The 20,079-nt window shown below is 60.9% G+C and carries 15 protein-coding genes and 1 riboswitch; of the genes, 8 read left to right on the forward strand and 7 right to left on the reverse strand.

What is annotated here, in order from left to right:
• The first annotated feature begins 6 nt into the window (after positions 1-6).
• Genes ACM6IT_RS15090 through ACM6IT_RS15100 form a run of 3 tightly spaced genes read left to right on the forward strand, consistent with a single transcriptional unit; the run spans position 7 to position 3,481 of the window.
• Positions 7-1,449 (forward strand): PIG-L deacetylase family protein, encoded by a 1,443-nt coding sequence (locus tag ACM6IT_RS15090; protein WP_414918260.1) that lies wholly within the window; start codon positions 7-9, stop codon positions 1,447-1,449.
• Complete coding sequence (locus tag ACM6IT_RS15095) at positions 1,446-2,600, forward strand: glycosyltransferase family 4 protein (protein WP_056725537.1); 1,155 nt, start codon at positions 1,446-1,448, stop codon at positions 2,598-2,600. The genes ACM6IT_RS15090 and ACM6IT_RS15095 overlap by 4 nt, the downstream gene beginning before the upstream one ends.
• Positions 2,597-3,481 carry a glycosyltransferase gene (locus ACM6IT_RS15100; RefSeq protein WP_056725534.1) on the forward strand — a complete coding sequence of 295 codons (885 nt, stop codon included), beginning with the start codon at positions 2,597-2,599 and terminating at the stop codon, positions 3,479-3,481. Before ACM6IT_RS15095 ends, ACM6IT_RS15100 begins: the two co-directional genes overlap by 4 nt.
• 45 nt (positions 3,482-3,526) lie before the next feature.
• Here ACM6IT_RS15100 and ACM6IT_RS15105 read toward each other — a convergent pair whose 3' ends face one another.
• Complete coding sequence (locus ACM6IT_RS15105) at positions 3,527-4,750, reverse strand: acyltransferase family protein (RefSeq protein ID WP_414918261.1); 1,224 nt, start codon at positions 4,748-4,750, stop codon at positions 3,527-3,529.
• On the reverse strand, positions 4,750-6,612 hold the full coding sequence (locus tag ACM6IT_RS15110; protein ID WP_056725529.1) for an O-antigen ligase family protein: 1,863 nt from the start codon (positions 6,610-6,612) through the stop codon (positions 4,750-4,752). Before ACM6IT_RS15110 ends, ACM6IT_RS15105 begins: the two co-directional genes overlap by 1 nt.
• A gap of 154 nt (positions 6,613-6,766) precedes the next feature.
• On the opposite strand from ACM6IT_RS15110, the gene msbA reads away from it, so the two are divergent.
• Positions 6,767-8,569 carry a lipid A export permease/ATP-binding protein MsbA gene (gene msbA / locus ACM6IT_RS15115; RefSeq protein WP_056725526.1) on the forward strand — a complete coding sequence of 601 codons (1,803 nt, stop codon included), beginning with the start codon at positions 6,767-6,769 and terminating at the stop codon, positions 8,567-8,569.
• 253 nt (positions 8,570-8,822) lie between these two features.
• Positions 8,823-10,244, forward strand: a complete 1,422-nt coding sequence (gene hldE / locus ACM6IT_RS15120) for a bifunctional D-glycero-beta-D-manno-heptose-7-phosphate kinase/D-glycero-beta-D-manno-heptose 1-phosphate adenylyltransferase HldE (protein ID WP_046039763.1) — start codon at positions 8,823-8,825, stop codon at positions 10,242-10,244.
• Between the two features lie 156 nt (positions 10,245-10,400).
• On the opposite strand, the gene ACM6IT_RS15125 is transcribed toward hldE, so the two are convergent.
• The 4 genes from ACM6IT_RS15125 to ACM6IT_RS15140 all read right to left on the reverse strand — a co-directional run bounded on the left by ACM6IT_RS15125 (position 10,401) and on the right by ACM6IT_RS15140 (position 13,863).
• Positions 10,401-11,366, reverse strand: coding sequence for a metal ABC transporter ATPase (locus ACM6IT_RS15125; protein WP_414914207.1), 966 nt, complete (start codon positions 11,364-11,366; stop codon positions 10,401-10,403).
• A gap of 32 nt (positions 11,367-11,398) precedes the next feature.
• Entirely contained in the window at positions 11,399-12,211 is an 813-nt protein-coding gene (locus ACM6IT_RS15130) for an aldo/keto reductase (RefSeq protein WP_056725522.1), read from the reverse strand.
• Complete coding sequence (locus ACM6IT_RS15135) at positions 12,208-13,383, reverse strand: NAD(P)/FAD-dependent oxidoreductase (protein WP_223541739.1); 1,176 nt, start codon at positions 13,381-13,383, stop codon at positions 12,208-12,210. The genes ACM6IT_RS15130 and ACM6IT_RS15135 overlap by 4 nt, the downstream gene beginning before the upstream one ends.
• A 147-nt stretch (positions 13,384-13,530) precedes the next feature.
• Positions 13,531-13,863: a DMT family transporter gene (locus tag ACM6IT_RS15140; RefSeq protein WP_015093202.1), complete on the reverse strand. Its 333-nt coding sequence runs from the start codon at positions 13,861-13,863 to the stop codon at positions 13,531-13,533.
• A 103-nt stretch (positions 13,864-13,966) separates the two neighbouring features.
• On the opposite strand from ACM6IT_RS15140, the gene ACM6IT_RS15145 reads away from it, so the two are divergent.
• Positions 13,967-14,869 carry a LysR family transcriptional regulator gene (locus ACM6IT_RS15145; protein ID WP_414918262.1) on the forward strand — a complete coding sequence of 301 codons (903 nt, stop codon included), beginning with the start codon at positions 13,967-13,969 and terminating at the stop codon, positions 14,867-14,869.
• A gap of 11 nt (positions 14,870-14,880) precedes the next feature.
• The gene (waaA, locus tag ACM6IT_RS15150) at positions 14,881-16,158 is read left to right on the forward strand and encodes a lipid IV(A) 3-deoxy-D-manno-octulosonic acid transferase (RefSeq protein WP_414914210.1); all 1,278 of its coding nucleotides are present in this window, start codon (positions 14,881-14,883) and stop codon (positions 16,156-16,158) included.
• A 100-nt stretch (positions 16,159-16,258) separates the two neighbouring features.
• On the opposite strand, the gene ACM6IT_RS15155 is transcribed toward waaA, so the two are convergent.
• A complete protein-coding gene (locus ACM6IT_RS15155) occupies positions 16,259-17,698 on the reverse strand; it encodes a TolC family outer membrane protein (protein ID WP_056725518.1) in 1,440 nt (479 codons plus the stop codon).
• A gap of 205 nt (positions 17,699-17,903) precedes the next feature.
• A riboswitch (TPP riboswitch) is annotated at positions 17,904-18,009 on the forward strand.
• A 166-nt stretch (positions 18,010-18,175) separates the two neighbouring features.
• On the opposite strand from ACM6IT_RS15155, the gene thiC reads away from it, so the two are divergent.
• Positions 18,176-20,065 (forward strand): phosphomethylpyrimidine synthase ThiC, encoded by a 1,890-nt coding sequence (thiC, locus tag ACM6IT_RS15160; protein ID WP_056725516.1) that lies wholly within the window; start codon positions 18,176-18,178, stop codon positions 20,063-20,065.
• Positions 20,066-20,079: the final 14 nt, after the last annotated feature.

Raw genomic sequence — 20,079 nt, forward strand, 5'->3', positions numbered from 1 at the left:
CAAGCCATGAGTCGCAAACAGCAACTGCTCAAGCGCCATCGGCGCAATAAACGTATCGGCCTGCTGATTGCGCTGGTGCTGTTGATCGTCATTGGCGTGCTGGTGGCCTGGTGGTTGCCGCTGGTGCTGGCGGTTCTGGGCTGGATTGCCCACGAAGCCTGGTTTGCCGACCATCTGTTCTACTCACCGAAAGACGATTATCAGTACAGCTTTCCCCCCTACACGCCCCAGCCCAAGGTGCACCTCAACGGTGAACATTTGCGGCTGGACGAGGGCGTGATGCTGGTCGACGACGCGACGCTGGTGCTGGCCCTGCGGGTAAAAAGCACCTGGCTGGGTCGTTTTTTCGATCCGCTGGTCGAGTTGGCGGGGGGTGAAAACCCTGACCGGCAAACCTTCGAACGGGGCGTAAACGGCCTGCGTTACCTCAATCTCAGCGGTCAGGCTCAGGCGCTGTCCCGTGGTGACCTGCGCTTGCGCGGGCGTTTCTGCCGCGTGTTCGGTGAGCCTGTGCTCTGGGCGCTGGAGCACCCGGATTACCGGCGCCAGCGGGTTATGGTCATCGCGCCCCACGCCGATGACGCCGAACTGGCGGCCTACGGTTTGTACAGCCAGGCCGACGAAACCTGGATCGTCACACTGACAGCGGGTGAAATCGAAGCCGAACACTACCGGCAGATGGGACTGAACAAGGTCGATGCGGCCCGCTTGAAAGGCCGTCTGCGCACCTGGGACAGCATCGCCGTGCCACGTTGGGCCGGTGTGCCCGAGGCCCGCTGCGTACAACTGGGTTATTTCTGTCTGCAACTGGCGAGCATGCAGGCCGCGCCTGCGGTGGCGGCAGGGTCGCGGGAAGCGGACCTGAGCGATACCCGGCTGTTCCGTCAGTTGAATCCTTTCACGCTGCCCGGCGATGCCGATGGCGCGCCGACCTGGAACAATCTGCTGGCGGATCTGCGTGAGTTGCTGCTGCGGGCCCGCCCCGAGGTCATCGTTTTGCCGCATCCGACCCTCGATCCGCATCCCGATCATATCTGCGCCCAGGCTGCAGTCCTCGAAGCCTTGCAAGGCCTGGACTGGCAGCCGTCCACGCTATTGGGTTATGCCAACCACCTGCACGACAACGACCGCTGGCCGATGGGCGATACCGGTGATGGCATCGCCTTGCCGCCTGCTTTCGATCCGGCCCAACCGATGCAGCCTTATTGCCTGCCCTTGCCGCTGGAGCAACAACGCGACAAGGCCATGGCGTTGGGCATGATGCACGACCTGCAGCCGGCGATGCCGTTCAAGCGTCGCTTGCGTCGGTTGATACAACGTTTGTTGGCCGGCCGGTTGCCGCCCACTTATGGCGAGAACGAATTCTTTCGCAAGGCCGTCCGGCGCCACGAGCTTTTGTGGTCCGTCAAGCACACACCAGGCAACGTTTCTCAGCGGGGAGAGTTATGAGTCAGCGGTCAAAGGTCCTGCAACTGCAGCCTGACTACAACGTCAAAGCCCATGATTTCGCCGACCTCGCGGAGCAAATCGTCAAGGCCCTGCCCAGCGATCGCTATGAGGTGACGGCTGCGTTTCTGCGCGGCAAGCCCGGGCCGGGCGAAGCGGTGAGCCGGGCTGATCGTTCGGTGTACTTCGAATTTTCCGACAAATCCCTCAAGGGCATGCGCCTGCGGGCCATGTGGCAGCTGTACAAGTTCTGCCGCCGGGAAAAATTCGATGTGGTGATCTGCAACCGCTTCAAGCCGGTGAACATGATGCTGGCGCTCAACCGCTGGTTGAAAGTGCCGTTGTGCATCGGCATTTCCCACGGCTTTGGCGAGTACGACCGTTTTTACCGGCGCCGCCAGACCCAGCGCCTGATCGATCGTCACTGGCGCTTCGTCGGCGTGTCGCCTGCGGTGAAACAGTATCTTCTGGACTGTGACTGCGGCTTCACCGACCAGAATACCTACGCCATCACCAATGCCATCGACATCGAGCAAGCCGAAGGCCTGCAACACAGCCGTGAAAAGGCCCGTGAAATGTTGGGCATCGATCCGTCGGTGCGGCTGATCGGTGCGTTGGGGCGACTGGTGCCGGTCAAGGGGCATGTCTATTTGCTGCAGGCCTTTGCCGCACTCAAGGACAAATACCCCAATACCCAGCTGGCGATCATCGGCGCCGGCCGCGAAGAGTCGCGCCTGGCCGCGGAAATCGACCGCCTCGGCCTAAGTGGCCGCGCCCATTTGCTGGGGTTCAAGGAAATTGCCCTGCAGTACATCCGCGCTTTCGATATCTGGACCATGCCTTCTTTGGCCGAAGGCCTCGGGCTGGCGCTGCTTGAAGGCATGAGTGGGCATTTGCCGGTGATTGCCTCGAACGTGCCGGCCATGTTGCCGCTCATCGAGGGGGCCGGTGGTCTGGCGATTACGCCGAAGGATGTGCCGACGTTGCAGGCGGCGCTGGACACTTACCTTGGCCTTTCGGATGACGAGCTCAAGGCCAAGGGCGAGCAGGCTTTTCGTTATTTGCAACAACACCATGACATCGAGGAGTTCCGTCGCGAATACCTCAACCTGATCGACTCCGGCCTGGAACAGGCCCGCAAGGAACAGCCATGAACGACGCGCAACCCATCGTCACGGTCATTATCGCGTCGTACAACCACGCCCCTTACATCGAGGAAAGCATTCTCAGCGTCCTCAACCAGACCTACCGGAACATCGAGTTGCTGGTGGTCGACGATGGCTCGAAGGATGACAGCGTCGAGCGGATCAAGGCGTTGCAGGCTGTTCATGGTTTCGACTTCCGGGTTCAGGAAAACCAGGGGCTGACCAATACCCTCAACGGTGCGATTGCCCGGGCAAAGGGCAGCCTGATCGTGCCGTTCGGTTCGGATGACATCATGCTGCCGGAGCGAATCGCCACCCAGGTCGCGCATATGGACGGCAAGCCAGAGGTCGGCATTTGCGCCGGTAATATCGAACTGATCGATGCCGACGGCAATCTTTACCCCGAGAAGCGCCAGCGCCGGGATGTGCCGTTCCGTCGCCTGGACTTCGATGACATGTTCCTGGAGCGCAAGCCCTATCCTCCGGCACCCACCCTGATGATCCGTCGCGAAGCGCTGGACAAGGTGGGCGGTTTCGACCCGACCATTCGCCTGGAAGACTTGCTGATCGAGTTGAAGGTGACCCATGCCGGCTACTTCATCGATGGTCTGAATGTGTTGATGGCGCGCTATCGCAAGCATGCCACCAACTCCTACAAGAACCACCGCTTCATGATCGACAGCATCCTGCGCACCTACGCGCTCTTCAGCGATCACCCGCTGTATGACGAGGTGCGCTACAAGTTTCTCAATTCCATGTTCCTCAAGACCGCCAACCGTGATCGCAAGCTGGCGCGGGAGTTGCTGGCGCAGATTCCGTTCAAGGCCTGGAACAAGAAAACCTGGCGTGGGTTGGGCCGTATGTATTTCTCACGGGTGGAGAAAGACTGAGCCGAAGGCTGGATTCAAGGGGGCGTGATATGCCGCGACCATTGCTCAACGTTGTTGAGCCGTTTCCTCGGGAAGTTCTTTCCCCGGTTTCCTGTTCTGGCGCAACCAGTGCAGGGTTTTCTTGCCGGCATTGATGCCGGGCTTTTCGATGTACAGGTAAGTCAGGCTGCCGATGATGATCAGCAGGCAACTGCACGCGGCCATCAACGGCAGGAAGACCCAGGCTTGCCGGGCGTCAAGGTGCAATATCGGCGGTAGTCGCTGCACCAGTACCCAGAGCACGAAGCCGTGCAGCAAATACGTGCTGTAGCTGATTTCCCCCAGCCAGCGGATGCTGCGTGGTCTCAGGGCGCCGAACAAGGTGTTGCCGGAGGCCACGATCACAAAGAACAGTGAAAGCAGCAACAACGCTCCCAGGTTGAATGCCCGGTTGAATGCTGTAAAGGCGATCGCCAAGGCGAGCAGGGCGATGATGCCCGCCAGCGGAGACAGGCTCCAGGCGACCCATTGTGGACGGCGAATCCAGTACGCCGCAGCGATGCCTCCGAGGAAGCTGGCCAGGAAGTGCTTTTTGAGCGAGTGTTCCCAGCCGACCACCTGGTACAGGGTGTAAATGCCGATCAGGCACAGCACTGTCTGCATCCAGCCGCCGCGATAGATGAACACCATGGCGGCCAGTGGCAGGGCCAGGTAGAAAAACACCTCGTACCCCAGCGTCCAGGTGACGTTGGAGATCAGCATGCCGGTCTGCTGGTACTGGTTGACGTCTGGCCGGTCGAAGATCAGCCAGGCCAGGGTCTGGCCAATGAGTTGGGTGCCGGAGTCCTTGAGTTCCCAGTCCTGCAAATAGAACACACAGACAAACACGGTCAACATCAGCGGCAGGTAGAGCGGGTAGAGGCGAAACAGTCGGGATACCGCAAATGCCAGCCAGTCGTGTTGCCTCCCGTGGGTGAGCAGGCGGTCCCAGAACAGAAAGCCGGTGATCATGAAAAAGAGGGCGACGCTGCCCTGGCCGAGCTGCGAGTAGAAGTTGCTCGGCGGAAAATCGATCACACCGGTTTGCAGAAAAATCCAGGTAATGATCGAGTGATGGACAAACACGCCGAAGGCCAGATACCCGCGTAAGCCGTCGATGCCGGCAAAGCGGCTTTCGCCGGAGTGCTCCAGCTGTCGGGTGAATCTCGGCACGCTACGCAACAATAGCGCAGCGGTCGCGATGGCGAGCAGGTAAGCCGTCATCGCGATCAGCGGGTTGGTTTCTATCATCAGTGAGCCTGGGCTGGAGGACTCCCGGCCAGCACGTGCCTGTGCAAATTATCCACGTCGGCTTTCGAAGCCGTCGCGGCGTATCCCAGCAGCAGCGCTTCGAAGTGATCCTCGAACAACCAATGCCGATCTGATGCGTAGCGCTGCATGTGGCGCAGATTACGCCGACGAAGGGAAGGGCTCAATGCCGAGGGGTAAATTCGCAGGTCGGCCAGGTCGATCAGGCCGAACTCGCCGTCCTCCAGCACCAGCACATTGCCCAAGTGCAGGGAGCGGAAGTAGACCCCCTGCTGGTGCAGTTGAGCCATGAATTTACCGAAGCGCTCCACCAGTGCCTGGCGCACCGCCGGGGCGGTGATGCCTTGCAGGATCTGGCGCAGCGTGTTGCCCGGCAACGGGGAGTAATGCACAGCGGTGCTGCCGTCTTCGAACCGGTAAAGATCGAGGATGTGCGGTGTCGGAATGCCCATGCTGCGCAGTTGCACGCTATTGACGGCAAAACGGTCGGAGTAGGGCGTGAAACTACCCGAGGTATACCAGCGGCGGCGGCGGAACAGCTTGAGAAAACTGCCATCACTCAGGCGCAGGACCTTGGGGCCAAGACCATCCTCTTCGATGATCCGGGCATCGGCAGTCAGCTGTTGCAGGGTGCCTGGTGTCGCGGTCCTGATTGGCATGTCCAGCAGGCGCCGGGCCCGTTGATTGATGCTCAATGCGGCAATCAGCGCCAAGGGGATCCACAGCAGGAACCAGTGCTCCTTGGGGCGAGAGATGATCCCGCCACCTTCAGTCAGGCCCGCGCCGATACCGAAGGCCAGCCAGGCTGAGGCAATGATAAACAGCGGTTGCACGCGATGGCGCCGGCTGCTGATGAAGCCCCATGCGAGAAAGAACAGCCATGGCAGCAGGCCGATAATGCCGACGTAGTAGAGCACGCCCAAGACAAAGCTATGGGGCTCCTGAAGGTTGTAGCCTACGCCGGGGTCCAGTCTCAGTACGGCGTTGTAGCCGTGCCCGATCCATGGGTGCTCGGCGATCCGGTCCAGGGTCAATTGCCAGAGCTCGATGCGGAAGGAACTGCCTCTTTCGAAGATTTTGTCCGCAAATAACGCGAAAGTCGCAGTACCGGCGAAGAACATGGCGCCAAGCATGAAGACCGAGCGTCGATTCCAGCAGATGAAACACAGCCATAGCGCAGCCAGCGTCAGTGCAACCAGTGGGGTCCTGGAGCCGGTGGCCAGCACTGCGGCGAACATGATCGCCATCGCCGGTACGCTCAGCCAAAGTATCTGGCGTCGCTTGCAGGTCATGCTCAGGCTGAGCCAGTAGGTGCAAAAAAAGCCGAAAACGTGGGAGCTGAGCAGTGGGTTGTCGAAAGCGCCTACACCGATCAGGCGCATTTCCGGTTGATAGATCTGGTCGAACCTGTACAGGTTGTAGGCAGAAATGACCAGTGCCACCGTCGCGGCGCAGAACAGCAGGGGCTGGATGATTTCGCTGCGAAAGCGCACCAGCAGGTAGCAGCCAACAAACAGCAACAAGGTGTGCAATGGCGGTTTGAACTGGCCAAAGTCGATGTCGTCGTCTGGCCTCCAGCACAGGCTGAGCAGTGCCCACGCCATAAACAGCAGGACTGCAATGACGATCGGTTCGCGCAGCAACTCTTTGCCGAGCCGCGGCCGCAGGCACAGCGCAAACAGTGCTGGAATGCTGAACAGGCCATAGTAAAGCTTGTGATGCACACTGCGTCCCGGCAGGAAAAACAGCGCACAAAGCAGCAATAAATAACCGAGCGGAAGGATCCACAAACAAATGAAGTCGAAGATTCTGTTGGACGTGCTGTTCAAAGCGTTTAATTGCATGCTGGGTAACTTATTCCTGAATTGAGCGACCATACCAAGGCAGGGACATCTGGTGGCTATTTGACGCGCCACAATACACAGACTGTATGCGATTGCCAGAACCCTGGGGAAGCTGTGGTAAAGTCAGCGTCCTTTTCATCGACATTCGCGTGATATGACCGATTCCAGTCTCTGCGCAAGCCCATCGAGCTTGAAAATCTACTTCCGCCTGCTCGGCTATGTCCGGCCGTATATCAGCCTGTTCCTGATCAGCATCGTCGGTTTTCTGATTTTCGCTTCGACGCAGCCAATGCTGGGCTACATCCTGAAGTACTTCGTCGACGGTCTATCCAATCCTGAAGCGGTGCTGTTTCCAACCGTGCCCTACCTGCGGGATCTGCAACTGCTACAGGCGGTGCCGTTGTTGATCATCCTGATCGCCGCGTGGCAGGGGTTGGGATCGTACCTGGGCAACTATTTCCTGGCCAAGGTTTCCCTGGGCCTGGTCCATGACTTGCGGGTCCAGTTGTTCAACAACCTGCTGGTGTTGCCAAACCGGTATTTCGACAAGCATAACTCGGGGCACCTGATTTCCCGTATCACCTTCAACGTGACCATGGTCACGGGGGCGGCAACAGATGCGATCAAGGTCGTAATCCGTGAAGGCATGACGGTGATCTTCCTGTTTGCCTCGCTGTTGTACATGAACTGGCGCCTGACGCTGGTCATGGTCGCCATCCTGCCGCTGATCGCCCTCATGGTGCGCACGGCCAGCAAGAAATTCCGCAAGCAGAGCAAGAAAATCCAGCTGGCCATGGGGGACGTGACGCATGTGGCGTCCGAAACGATCCAGGGCTATCGCGTGGTGCGCAGCTTTGGCGGTGAAAAGTACGAAGAGAAACGCTTCTTCGATGCCAGCCAGGGCAACACCGACAAGCAATTGCGCATGACCCGCACCGGCGCCATCTACACGCCGTTGCTGCAACTGGTGATCTACACCGCCATGGCCGTGCTGATGTTCCTGGTGCTGTTCCTGCGGGGCGATGCGTCCGCTGGCGACATGGTGGCCTACATCACCCTTGCTGGCCTGCTGCCCAAGCCGATTCGCCAGCTGTCCGAAGTCAGCTCGACCATCCAGAAGGGCGTGGCCGGTGCCGAAAGTATCTTCGAGCAACTGGATGTCGAGCCTGAAGTCGATACCGGCACCGTCGAGCGTGATGTCGTCAGCGGTCGCCTGGACGTGCGCAACCTCAGCTTTACCTACCCTGATACCGAGCGTCAGGTGCTCAATGACATCAGTTTCTCTGTCGAGCCCGGGCAAATGGTGGCGCTGGTGGGGCGTTCGGGCAGCGGCAAGTCGACCCTGGCCAATCTGATTCCGCGTTTCTATCACCACGACAAGGGCGAAATCCTCATCGATGGCGTCGAAGTGGAACAGTACAAGCTGTTGAACCTGCGTCGGCATATCGCCCAGGTGACTCAGCACGTGACCCTGTTCAGCGACACGGTGGCCAACAACATCGCTTATGGCGACCTGGCTGGCGCACCCCGTGAAGACATCGAGAAAGCGGCCAAGGATGCCTACGCGATGGACTTCATTGCCCAATTGCCCGAAGGCCTGGACACCCAGGTCGGGGAAAACGGCGTGCTGCTGTCCGGTGGCCAGCGCCAGCGCCTGGCGATTGCCCGGGCACTGTTGAAGAATGCTCCGCTGCTGATTCTCGATGAGGCGACTTCGGCACTCGATACCGAGTCCGAGCGGCATATTCAGGCAGCCCTGGATCATGTCATGAAAGGTCGCACCACGCTGGTGATCGCTCACCGCCTGTCGACCATCGAGAAGGCCGACCTGATCCTGGTCATGGATCAGGGGAAAATCGTCGAGCGCGGCACCCATGAACAACTGCTGGCGCAAAACGGCTACTACTCGCGCCTCAACGCGATGGGCCTCGACGCCCCGGCCGAAGATATCGCCTGACCCCGAAAGGGCGAGCCTGGCTCGCCCTTTCGCACTCCTGGCGTGCAACGCGTCCGGTGATTTGTATCCAGACCATTACGCTTCTTGACCAAGCCGGAATAAATCTCGGCAACGTGCTGTCGTCTGGCGGATTTTTTTGCTCAAAAAATGAGCAATAAACCCAGGCGAATCATCCGGTTGCAGCCACCGCACTAGCCGACACCAACCCTGTGTTAATATCGCGCCCCTGTTCATTCTGTATGTGGGTTGCACCATGAAGTTGTCCATGCCGCGATTCGATCAAGCCCCTGTCTTGGTAGTCGGCGATGTCATGCTCGACCGTTACTGGCATGGTGGTACCTCACGGATTTCTCCTGAGGCGCCGGTGCCGGTGGTCAAGGTCGATCACATCGAAGACCGCCCGGGCGGTGCTGCCAACGTTGCCTTGAACATTGCCGCCCTGGGCGCTCCGGCCTCGCTGGTCGGTGTAACCGGCGACGATGAAGCCGCCAACAGCCTGGTCAACAGCCTCAAGGGCGCCGGCGTGCGGGCCATCTTCCAGCGCATTGCGCACCAGCCGACCATCGTCAAGCTGCGGGTCATGAGCCGCCACCAGCAACTGCTGCGTATCGACTTCGAGGAACCCTTCGCCACCGACGCGCTGGCGCTGGCCGCGCAGGTCGACGAGTTGCTCGAAGGCATCAAGGTGCTGGTGCTGTCCGACTACGGCAAAGGCGCGCTGAAAAACCATCAGGCGCTGATCCAGGCCGCCCGTGCCCGTGGCATCCCGGTGCTGGCCGATCCCAAGGGCAAGGATTTCTCGATCTACCGCGGGGCGAGCCTGATCACGCCAAACCTCAACGAATTCGAAACCATCGTCGGTGGTTGCGCCGACGAGCACGAATTGGTGAGCAAGGGCGCGCAGTTGATGCACGACCTGGACCTCGGTGCCTTGCTGGTGACCCGTGGCGAGCACGGCATGACCTTGCTGCGCCCGGATCATCCGGCGCTGCACCTGCCGGCCCGGGCCCGTGAAGTGTTCGACGTGACCGGTGCCGGTGACACAGTGATTTCCACCCTGGCGGCCGCGATTGCCGCTGGCGAAGAACTGCCCCATGCGGTGGCCCTGGCTAACCTGGCGGCGGGTATCGTGGTCGGCAAACTGGGTACGGCAGCCATCAGTGCACCGGAACTGCGTCGTGCGATTCAGCGCGAGGAGGGTTCCGAGCGTGGAGTGCTGGGCCTTGAACAGCTGTTGCTGGCGGTCGATGACGCCCGCGCGCACAACGAGCGGATCGTGTTCACCAACGGTTGCTTCGACATCCTGCACGCCGGTCACGTGACCTATCTGGAACAGGCTCGGGCCCAGGGCGATCGCCTGATCGTGGCGATCAACGACGATGCATCGGTCAGCCGCCTGAAAGGGCCGGGCCGTCCGATCAACAGTGTCGACCGGCGCATGGCCGTACTGGCCGGCCTGGGGGCGGTTGACTGGGTGATCAGCTTCTCGGAAGGCACTCCGGAAAACCTGCTGAGCGCGGTCAAGCCGGACGTGTTGGTCAAGGGCGGCGACTACGGGATCGACCAGGTGGTCGGCGCGGACATTGTGACGGCCTACGGCGGTACCGTGAAAGTGCTGGGGCTGGTGGAAAACAGCTCGACCACTGCCATTGTCGAGAAGATCCGCAAGTCTTGATTGTGGCGAGGGAGCTTGCTCCCGCTGGGTCGCGCAGCGGCCCCAAAGCCATGCACCGCGGTTTTTCAGGCGGACCGCGTCTGGTGGTTTCACGACTGCTGCGCAGCCGAGCGGGAGCAAGCTCCCTCGCCACAAAAGCCCCGCTCCTGGTTCTTGCTATCGTGCCGCCTTGCGCGGCACAATTTTCTTTAGCAATTGCTTGGCCTTGCCGCGCAATCGCGCCAGGCCCGAATCCTTCCCCGGCGGGGTCAGACCCTGCTGCCTCACCCAGTCCTTCCAGCGAATTCGTTCGTCGCGAACCAGCCAGCCCTCCTGTCGGGCAAAACTCTCGGCCAGGTACAGTCCGCGCGTGCTGGCAGGGTACAGCTGATCCTTTTTCAAGGTGTAGAGCTCAGCCATCGGGTGGCCGTCCTGCAAGGGCATCAAGTACAGATCGGGGCGCTTGCGGTCGAGGCGGGCGACGAGTTGATCACCTTCCAGTCGTTCGTCGACATGGAACAGGCTCAGGGATTTGGCATCCTTGGGAACGTCCAGGCGCAAGTCGTAGATCAGTTGCAGCGAGGCGGTTGGCAAATGCACGTAAGCCCGCGGGCGCTCTATCAGCATCAGGTTGGCGCAACGTACCGGCCGCGCCGAGCCGGACAGTGGCGACAAGCGAAACGGCAGGGCTTCGCGGTAATGCAGGGCGGCCGAGTAGGGCGTCGGCAGCCAGGTGTCATTGAAGCGCCCACCGAGCCAGCCTTCCGGGGTTTCCAACAGGCACTCTTCGGCTATCTCCTGGATCGCCGTGTGCAAGGGCAGGTTCAGTTCATGGGCCGGCACGTACCCGGAGATCAGCTTGAGCACCACATCGCCGCGGTCCTGCCGGCGTTGGCGCACCAGCACCCAATAGTCGCGATTCTGCCAATGCAGGGTCAGGCGCACCGAAACCCCGAGGTTGGCCAGTTCCAGGGCAAACCGTTCGCTGTCGCCAACCGTCACCGGCCGACGACGTTGCAGGGTCTGGGAGAAATTCAGCGGCCTGCCGACGCTCTGGTAAGCCAGGCCTTCGGGGGTCGCTTCGACGAATAACGGCAGGGTCTTGAAGTTGCTCGGGTTCTTTCTGATGAGCGTACGCGACATGTCGGCTCCTGCTTAAGGCCGCGTGGGCGGCGTCAGTGGCTACGTAGGACCTGGGCAACGGTCGCGACATTGTGGGCGAGGTGCAGCGGATTGATGGTCCCGACAATAGCACTGGCAACACCCGGATGTTCAAACAACAACTCGAAACTGGCGCGCACCGGATCCACGCCCGGACTCAGGCAGACATGACCACTGGCGAGGGCTTTCTTGACCAGAATGGCTTTGCCGTGTGCAGCAGCATAGTCAATGACGGCCTTCTCGTTTTGTTCGTTGAGATTGTAGGTGACCATCGCGCAGTCGCCTTGCTCGAGCGCTTTCAGGCCGCCGTCGACGGTTTTGCCGGAAAAGCCGAAACCGAGAATCTTGCCTTCGGCCTTGAGCTCGGCGAGGGTGTCATAGACTTCGCAGTCATTGAGGATCGCCAGGTCATTACCATCGGAGTGCACCAGCACCAGGTCGATGAAGTCTGTTTCCAGGCGTTGCAGGCTGCGCTCCACCGACATACGTGTGTGTGCGGCGCTGAAATCGTGACGGGACTGGCCGTCGGCAAACTCTTCGCCGACCTTGCTGACAATCACCCAATCCTGACGCTGGCCGCGCAGCAACGGGCCCAGGCGTTCTTCGCTGCGACCGTAGGCCGGGGCGGTATCGATCAGGTTGATGCCCAGGTCGCGGGCGAGTTTGAGCAGCATGCGTGCTTCGTCGTCATCGGGAATCTGGAAGCCGTTGGGGTACTTCACCCCTTGGTCGCGGCCCAGTTTCACCGTGCCCAGGCCCAGGGGGGAAACCAGCAGGCCGGTGCTGCCCAGCGGGCGATGCAAGTCGTGCAGGGTCGGTTGGCTCATGGCAGCAGTTGCTCCCAGGCGGGTACGCCCATCGGTGGCTTAGGCAGTTCAGGCAGCGCTGCCGGGTGGCTTGGCCGGATACCGTCGCGGGTCAGGCTGGCGATGACGCGGTCGGCGAAGTCCGGTGCCAGGGCGAGCTTGGTCGGCCAGCCCACCAGCAGTCGACCTTCCTCGGCCACAAAGGCGTTGTCGGGACGGGTCAGGCCTGATTGCAGCGGTTCGGCGCGATCCACGCGCAAGGTCGCCCATTGCACCGTGCTCAGGTCGATCCATGGCAGCAATTGGCCGAGTTCTTTCTGTGCGGTGGCGATCTGCTCGGCGGGTTCACGGGTCACGCCTTCGGATTCCGCGATATCGCCGCCCAGGTACCAGACCCATTGGCCATCCGCCGCCGGGTGCGTGGTCACGGTGATGCGCGGTTTGGTGCCACCACCCAGGCAGTGGGCGTACAGCGGTTTGAGGCTTGGCCCCTTGGCGATGATCATGTGCAACGGGCGGCGCTGCATGGCGGGCTGGCTCAGGCCCAGCGTTTCGAGCAATGCCGCGGTTCCGGCGCCGGCGCTCAGGACGATGCGCTGGGCACGGATCTCGCGCTCGTCCACCTTCAGGCCGACCAGCACGCCGCCTTCGAGCAGCGGCTCGATCGTCTGGCCGGCGAGCAAGCCATCGCCGGCCAGGTCGGCCAGGCGCTGGATCAGGCTCGGCACATCGACCACCAGTTCCGCCAGGCGATAGACCTTGCCCTTGAAGCGCTTGTCTTGCAGGGCTGGCGGCAATTGCTCGCCCTTGACCTGATCGACGCGACCGCGCACGGCTTTGCTGGCAAAGAAACTGGTGAGGTTGCCGGCGAGGGTGCCGGGGGACCAGAGGTAATGGGCTTCGGACAGCAGGCGTACGCCGGACAGGTCCAGCTCGCCGTTACCGGCCAGGGCTTCACGCCAGCGACGTGGCATGTCGGCGATGGCTTCCGAGGCACCAGTCAGGGCGCCATGCAGCGCGTATTTGGCCCCGCCATGGATGATGCCCTGGGACTTCACGCTCTGCCCGCCGCCGAGGCTGGCGCTTTCCACCAGCACGGTCGAAAAACCCTGGCGACGCAGGCGCGCATTCAGCCAGAGGCCGGCGACACCAGCGCCGACAATCAGCACGTCGGTGGAAATAACGGATGGCATTCGGCGACCTCAGTGTTCAAGACGAGGGCGCAGTATACAGATTCATGGATTGGAGCTGAGACGGGAAAAGGATCGCAGCCTGCGGCAGCTCCTACGGGTGGGTCCGGTCTGCCTTTGTAGGAGCTGCCGCAGGCTGCGATCTTTTTATCAATGCCCGGCAGTCTTGGAGAACAGCTGGATAACCACGACGCCCAGCACAATCAACGCCATCCCCAGCATCGCCGGCACGTCCAGCTTCTGCCCATAGATAAACAGCGCGGCGACGCTGACCATCACGATCCCCATGCCGGCCCACACGGCGTACGCCACGCCCACCGGAACGCTGCGCACCACCAGGGTCAACATCCAGAAGGCGATCCCGTAACCGACGATGACCAGCACCAGTGGCAGCGGGGTGCTGAAGCCTTTGACCGCTTTCATCGAAACAGTGGCAATCACTTCGGCGCAGATGGCAATGGCCAGGTAGTAGTAAGCGGTCATGGGTCAATCCTCGTGTGAAGTGTTGCTCTCTGAGGTCGGCATTCTAGAGATTCGCCAGATGCGGTAAAGTCATTACCTATCTGTTTAGAAGATGGGTTGGGCCATGAGCATGCAATGGAATCTGGAGCAGCTGCGGTTGTTTGTCAGCGTAGCGGAGCAGCGTTCGTTTTCTGCCGTGGCGCGGGATCAGCGCAAGGCGCAGTCGGCGGTCAGCAGTTCGATAGCGTTGCTGGAAGAAGACCTGGGCGTCAGCCTGTTCGACCGCAGCAGCGGTCGTCAGCCGAAACTCACTGAAGCCGGTACCGCTTTGCTGGACGAAGCGCGGGAAGTATTGCGCCAGTGCGAACGACTCAATGGCCGGGCGCTGGCGATGATGCGCGGGCAGGAAGCGCGACTGCGTGTGGCACAGGATGAGGCGATGCCTTATCAGCCGATCATCGAAAGCTTCGAGGCCCTGGCGGAAAAATTTCCCAGCCTTGAAGTGCAGTTGACCAGCGCCGCCCAAGGCGATGTGGCGCGCAAACTAGTGGAGCGGCGCGCCGACTTGGGGTTGCTGTTCTTTCATGATCAGATTCCCGAGGCGCTTGAGCGGCGGGTGCTGGGCAGCGTGGAAATGGTTACGGTGTGCGGCAAGGATCATCCGTTGGCGCGCAAAGGTGCAGTGGACGGCCAGCAGCTGGCGCAACATCGGCAGTTGCTGATGTCCACGGAGTCGAGCATTTATCCCGGCAGTGATCCGGCCAGCCCGCAGGTCTGGCGTGCCGACAGTTTCTATGTGATGGCCGAATGGCTGGTGCGCGGCCTCGGCTGGGCCTGGTTGCCGCGCCACGTAATTCAGTACCCGACCTATCAGAACCAGATGGTCGAGCTGGTCAGCGAGTGGACCCCGCCGGCCCTGGTGGTGGAACTGGTATGGCGCCGGGATGAACCGCTCGGTCCGGCCGCGCGCTGGCTCGCCGAACGTTTTGCCGTGCACTTGCAGGCGATAGGCGAAAAAAGCCGATAAACTCCGCCGCCATGAATAGAACTCTCTACACCGCGCTGTTTTATCTGGGGCTGCCATTGGTAGCGATTCGGCTTTGGCTGCGCGCGCGCAAGGCGCCGGCTTATGCCAGGCGTATCGGCGAGCGCTTTTCCTACGGAATGCCGGCGATGAAACCGGGCGGCATCTGGGTGCACGCCGTGTCGGTGGGCGAAAGCATTGCGGCCGCGCCGATGATCCGCGCCTTGCTGGCGCGTTATCCGGATCTGCCGATCACCGTGACCTGCATGACGCCGACCGGTTCGGAACGCATCCATGCACTGTTCGCCAATGAGCCGCGCATCCAGCACTGTTATCTGCCTTACGACCTGCCTTGCGCTGCCCGGCGCTTCCTCGATCGGGTCCAGCCGAAACTGGCGGTAATCATGGAAACCGAACTGTGGCCCAACCATATCCATCAATGCGCCAAGCGCGGGATCCCCGTGGCACTGGCCAATGCGCGGCTGTCCGAGCGTTCGGCCAGGGGCTATGGCCGGTTCCCCAGGCTGACCCAGCCGATGCTGGCCGAGATGAGCCTGTTCGCGGTGCAGACCGAAGCCGAGGCGCAACGCTTGCGCAACCTGGGCGCCCGGAACGAAACCGTCGAAGTGACCGGTTCGATCAAGTTCGACCTGACCATCGACCCGCAACTGCTGGAACGCGCTGTTGAACTGCGCGGGCAATGGCGGGCACTGGAACGACCGGTGTGGATCGCGGCCAGTACCCATGACGGCGAAGACGAGGTGGTGCTGGCGGCTCATCGTCAGTTGTTGGCCAGTCACCCCGATGCCCTGCTGATTCTGGTACCGCGTCATCCGGAGCGCTTCAATTCGGTGTTCGGGTTGTGCCAGCAACAGGGGTTTGCCACGGTCCGCCGTTCCAGTGGCGATGCGGTCAGCGCAAATACTTCAGTGCTGCTGGGCGACACCATGGGCGAGTTGCTGTTTCTCTACGCCCTGGCTGACAGCGCATTCGTCGGCGGCAGCCTGGTGCCGAATGGCGGGCATAATTTGCTGGAGCCAGCAGCCTTGGCTAAACCGGTATTGAGCGGTCCGCATCTTTTCAACTTCCTCGAAATTGCCGCGCAGTTGCGCAGTGCCGGGGCGTTGCAGGAAGTGGAGGATGCCGAAGGGCTGGCGGTGGCGGTGCAGCGGCTGTTCGAACTGCCGCGAGATGCGCAGCGAATGGCAGAGGCCGGGTTGAAAGTGATGCGCACCAATCAGGGCGCATTGCAGCGCTTGCTGGACGGGTTGGGGCGGTTGATCGGCCAATAGACCGAGTCGTCGGACAGAAAAGGATCGCAGCCTGCGGCAGCTCCTGCACGGGATTGATATTCATCCTGTAGGAGCTGCCGCAGGCTGCGATCTTTGGTTTTTACTGATCAGGTCGCGCTTTCAACTGCTCCTCTGCCGCCTTGGCCAGATCCGGTGGCAGGAAGTCTTTGTCCGGGTTGTAGTTCGGATTGAGCCAGCGTGCCAGGACTTGCAGATCCCCCGGATTCAACGTGCCGGCCTGTTGCTTCAAGCGCAGGTTGTCGAGGATGTAGTCGTAGCGGGTGTTGTTGTAGTCGCGTACCGAGGTGTAGAGCTGACGCTGCGCATCCAGCACGTCGACGATGTTTCGCGTACCCACCTGATAGCCGATTTCAGTCGCTTCCACAGCGCTCTGGTTGGAGATGATCGATTGCTTGCGCGCCTGTACCTGCTCGACATCGGTGTTCACCGCGCGGTGCAGGTCGCGGGTGTTTTCCACGATGCTGCGGCGCAGGGATTCGCGTTGCTGCTCGGTCTGGTCCAGTTGTGCATAGGACTGACGCACCTGGGAGTTGATCAGGCCGCCGCTGTAGATCGGGATATTCAGTTGCAGGCCCACGGTCGTTTGCTCGACGTTGCCGCCGTAGGGTTGGCCCAAGGGAACCGGATTGCTGAAGCCCAGCGCATCGTTGTCGCCTTTCTCGTACTTGGCGACCGCGTCAACCGTTGGCAAGTGCCCGGACCTGCGCTGCTTGACAGTTTGTTCGGCGGCGCTGACGGCATAGTTGCTGGCCAACAGATTGAGGTTCTGCCTGCCCGCGGTTTCGACCCAGGCCTTGGCGTCGTTCGGTACTGGCGGCAGGATCGGCAGGTTATGGCTGATGCCCCAGATCGAGTTGTACTGGCGGTTGGTCAGGGTGATCAATGCTTCAAAGGCGTCGTCCACCTGGCGCTGCGCAACGATGCGGTTGGCGCGTGCGGTGTCGTAGCTGGCCTGTGAGTTCAATACGTCGGTCTTGTCCGAGAGGCCGACATCGAAACGCTCGTTGGATTGATCGAGCTGGCGTTTGAACGCCGCTTCTTCGGCCTTGGTCGAGGCCAGGTTGTCCTGGCTGCGCAGCACGTTGAAATAGCTGTCAGCGGTTTGCAGGATCAGGTTTTGCTCGGTCGCCGAGAGTTGCAGGGCAGCCTGTTCGTTGACTTCCTTGGCGGCCTGGAACTGGAACCAGCGATCGGCGCGGAACAAAGGTTGCGCCAAAGTGGCCTGGTAGGAATGAGCATCGCGGTTGGTCGTGCCCGAAGGTTGATCGAGCGACGTACGCACCTCGGCAACATTGGCGCCGCCCGAGAGGTTCGGCAGCAGCCCGGCGCGGGCCTGGGGCACGACTTCTTTCTGCGCGCCGTATTGGGCGATGGCAGCCGCCAGGTCGGCGTTGTTGTTGACGGCTTCCTGATAAACGCTGACCAGGTCCGTCTTGGCCGATAAGGGCGCATCTGCTGCCCAGGCCATTCCGTTGGACGCACAAGACACGGCGAGGGCCAGTGAGAGTTTGCGCAGCATAGACGATCCCTAGAATTGATATTACAGAGGTAATTTGAGCGCCAAGGCTAAGGCCATGGTTTGACAGCGTCAATGAGCGGCTCAGCGTAGCGAGTGTAGTTGTGCATTGGGGCCGCAACAATCCTGATACTGCGTGTAATTACGCCATTCATCACGGTAATTGCAGTGGGATTGGCGTTCTTTGCCAGTTGTGTCTAGACTGGCCGGGTTCTTGTCGGGGTGCCTTGCTATGAGGCTGAGATCGAATAATTTCGGATCCCGTTGAACCTGATCAGGTTAGCGCCTGCGTAGGGAACAAGATTTCTCGTCACCCGGCGAGTCCTCTTGTGCTTCGTCCGGGATGTTGTTCGACAATCGAACACCCCTCGAGCACTGAGCACAGCACAGCTGGTTTCTCCAGCGCCCGTGCGTCCATTCGTTTACAGGTTCGCTCCGACAAAAAATCCACTGCCTGGATGTGTGTCTGGAGAGCCCGTGATGACTACAAAATCAAAAATCGCCACCAACCTGAGTGACTCGGCCAAGGTCGATCAGCAATCGGTTCAGCCGTTTACCCGCTCGCAAAAAATCTATGTCCAGGGCACTCGCCCGGACATCCTCGTGCCGATGCGCGAAATCAGCCTTGATGTGACGCCGACCGACTTCGGCGGCGAGATCAATGCACCGGTCGTGGTGTACGACACCTCGGGCCCGTACACCGACCCCAACGTCATCATCGACGTGCGCAAAGGCCTGGCCGACGTGCGTTCGCCGTGGATCGAATCCCGTGGCGACACCGAGCGCCTGAGCGGCCTGAGTTCGAATTTCGGCCAGGAACGCCTTGCCGATCCTGAGCTGACAAAGCTGCGCTTCGCCCACGTCAACAACCCGCGTCGCGCCAAGCCGGGCGCCAACGTCAGCCAGATGCACTACGCGCGCCAGGGCATCATCACCGCCGAGATGGAATACGTCGCCATCCGCGAAAACATGAAGCTGGAAGTGGCCCGCGCCGCCGGCCTGCTGGACCAGCAACACGCCGGCCACAGCTTCGGCGCCAGCGTGCCGAAAATCATCACCCCCGAATTCGTCCGTGACGAAATCGCCCGTGGCCGCGCGATCATTCCGGCCAACATCAACCACACCGAACTGGAACCGATGATCATCGGCCGTAACTTCCTGGTGAAGATCAACGGCAACATCGGCAACAGCGCCCTGGGTTCGTCCATCGAAGAAGAAGTGGCGAAACTGACCTGGGGCATTCGCTGGGGTTCGGACACGGTCATGGACCTGTCCACCGGCAAGCACATCCACGAAACCCGCGAGTGGATCATCCGTAACTCGCCGGTGCCGATCGGTACGGTGCCGATCTACCAGGCCCTGGAAAAAGTCGGCGGCGTGGCCGAAGACCTGACCTGGGAGCTGTTCCGCGACACGCTGATCGAACAGGCCGAGCAGGGCGTCGACTACTTCACCATCCACGCCGGCGTGCTGTTGCGCTACGTGCCGATGACCGCCAAGCGCGTGACCGGCATCGTCTCCCGTGGCGGTTCGATCATGGCCAAGTGGTGCCTGGCGCATCACAAAGAGAACTTCCTCTACACCCATTTCGAAGACATCTGCGAAATCATGAAGGCCTACGACGTCAGCTTCTCGCTCGGCGATGGCCTGCGTCCGGGGTCGATTGCCGACGCTAACGACGAAGCGCAGTTCGGCGAACTGGAGACCCTCGGCGAGCTGACCAAGATTGCCTGGAAGCACGACGTGCAGTGCATGATCGAAGGCCCGGGCCACGTGCCGATGCAGTTGATCAAAGAGAATATGGACAAGCAGCTGGAGTGCTGCGACGAGGCGCCGTTCTACACCCTCGGCCCGCTGACCACCGACATCGCACCGGGCTACGACCACATCACCTCCGGCATCGGTGCGGCGATGATCGGCTGGTTCGGTTGCGCCATGCTCTGCTACGTGACACCGAAGGAACACCTGGGCCTGCCGAACAAGGATGACGTGAAGACCGGGATCATCACCTACAAGATCGCCGCGCATGCCGCCGATCTGGCGAAGGGGCACCCGGGCGCACAGATCCGCGACAATGCCTTGAGCAAGGCGCGTTTCGAATTCCGCTGGGAAGACCAGTTCAACCTGGGCCTGGATCCGGACACCGCGCGTTCGTATCACGATGAAACCCTGCCGAAGGATTCGGCCAAGGTCGCGCATTTCTGCTCGATGTGCGGGCCGAAATTCTGCTCGATGAAGATCACCCAGGAAGTCCGCGAGTATGCGGCCAACCAACGGATCGAAGCGGTCGACGTGGACGTTGCCCAGGGCATGGCCGAACAGGCCGAGCGCTTCAAGCAGGAAGGCAGTCAGCTGTATCAGAAAGTTTGATCTGAGCTGAGGTC

It is taken from the genome of Pseudomonas sp. IT-P4 (assembly GCF_949767755.1).
Classification (GTDB): Bacteria; Pseudomonadota; Gammaproteobacteria; order Pseudomonadales; family Pseudomonadaceae; genus Aquipseudomonas; species Aquipseudomonas monachiensis.

What these genes read in the sequence shown, in the direction of transcription:
- ACM6IT_RS15135 (WP_223541739.1), bottom strand. Translation starts at nt 13,383, where the DNA reads ATGCCATCCGTTATTTCCACCGACGTGCTGATTGTCGGCGCTGGTGTC.
- ACM6IT_RS15155 (WP_056725518.1), bottom strand. Translation starts at nt 17,698, where the DNA reads ATGCTGCGCAAACTCTCACTGGCCCTCGCCGTGTCTTGTGCGTCCAAC.
- ACM6IT_RS15090 (WP_414918260.1), top strand. Translation starts at nt 7, where the DNA reads ATGAGTCGCAAACAGCAACTGCTCAAGCGCCATCGGCGCAATAAACGT.
- msbA (WP_056725526.1), top strand. Translation starts at nt 6,767, where the DNA reads ATGACCGATTCCAGTCTCTGCGCAAGCCCATCGAGCTTGAAAATCTAC.
- waaA (WP_414914210.1), top strand. Translation starts at nt 14,881, where the DNA reads ATGAATAGAACTCTCTACACCGCGCTGTTTTATCTGGGGCTGCCATTG.
- ACM6IT_RS15105 (WP_414918261.1), bottom strand. Translation starts at nt 4,750, where the DNA reads ATGATAGAAACCAACCCGCTGATCGCGATGACGGCTTACCTGCTCGCC.
- ACM6IT_RS15100 (WP_056725534.1), top strand. Translation starts at nt 2,597, where the DNA reads ATGAACGACGCGCAACCCATCGTCACGGTCATTATCGCGTCGTACAAC.
- ACM6IT_RS15095 (WP_056725537.1), top strand. Translation starts at nt 1,446, where the DNA reads ATGAGTCAGCGGTCAAAGGTCCTGCAACTGCAGCCTGACTACAACGTC.
- ACM6IT_RS15130 (WP_056725522.1), bottom strand. Translation starts at nt 12,211, where the DNA reads ATGAGCCAACCGACCCTGCACGACTTGCATCGCCCGCTGGGCAGCACC.
- ACM6IT_RS15110 (WP_056725529.1), bottom strand. Translation starts at nt 6,612, where the DNA reads ATGCAATTAAACGCTTTGAACAGCACGTCCAACAGAATCTTCGACTTC.
- ACM6IT_RS15125 (WP_414914207.1), bottom strand. Translation starts at nt 11,366, where the DNA reads ATGTCGCGTACGCTCATCAGAAAGAACCCGAGCAACTTCAAGACCCTG.
- ACM6IT_RS15140 (WP_015093202.1), bottom strand. Translation starts at nt 13,863, where the DNA reads ATGACCGCTTACTACTACCTGGCCATTGCCATCTGCGCCGAAGTGATT.
- thiC (WP_056725516.1), top strand. Translation starts at nt 18,176, where the DNA reads ATGACTACAAAATCAAAAATCGCCACCAACCTGAGTGACTCGGCCAAG.
- hldE (WP_046039763.1), top strand. Translation starts at nt 8,823, where the DNA reads ATGAAGTTGTCCATGCCGCGATTCGATCAAGCCCCTGTCTTGGTAGTC.
- ACM6IT_RS15145 (WP_414918262.1), top strand. Translation starts at nt 13,967, where the DNA reads ATGAGCATGCAATGGAATCTGGAGCAGCTGCGGTTGTTTGTCAGCGTA.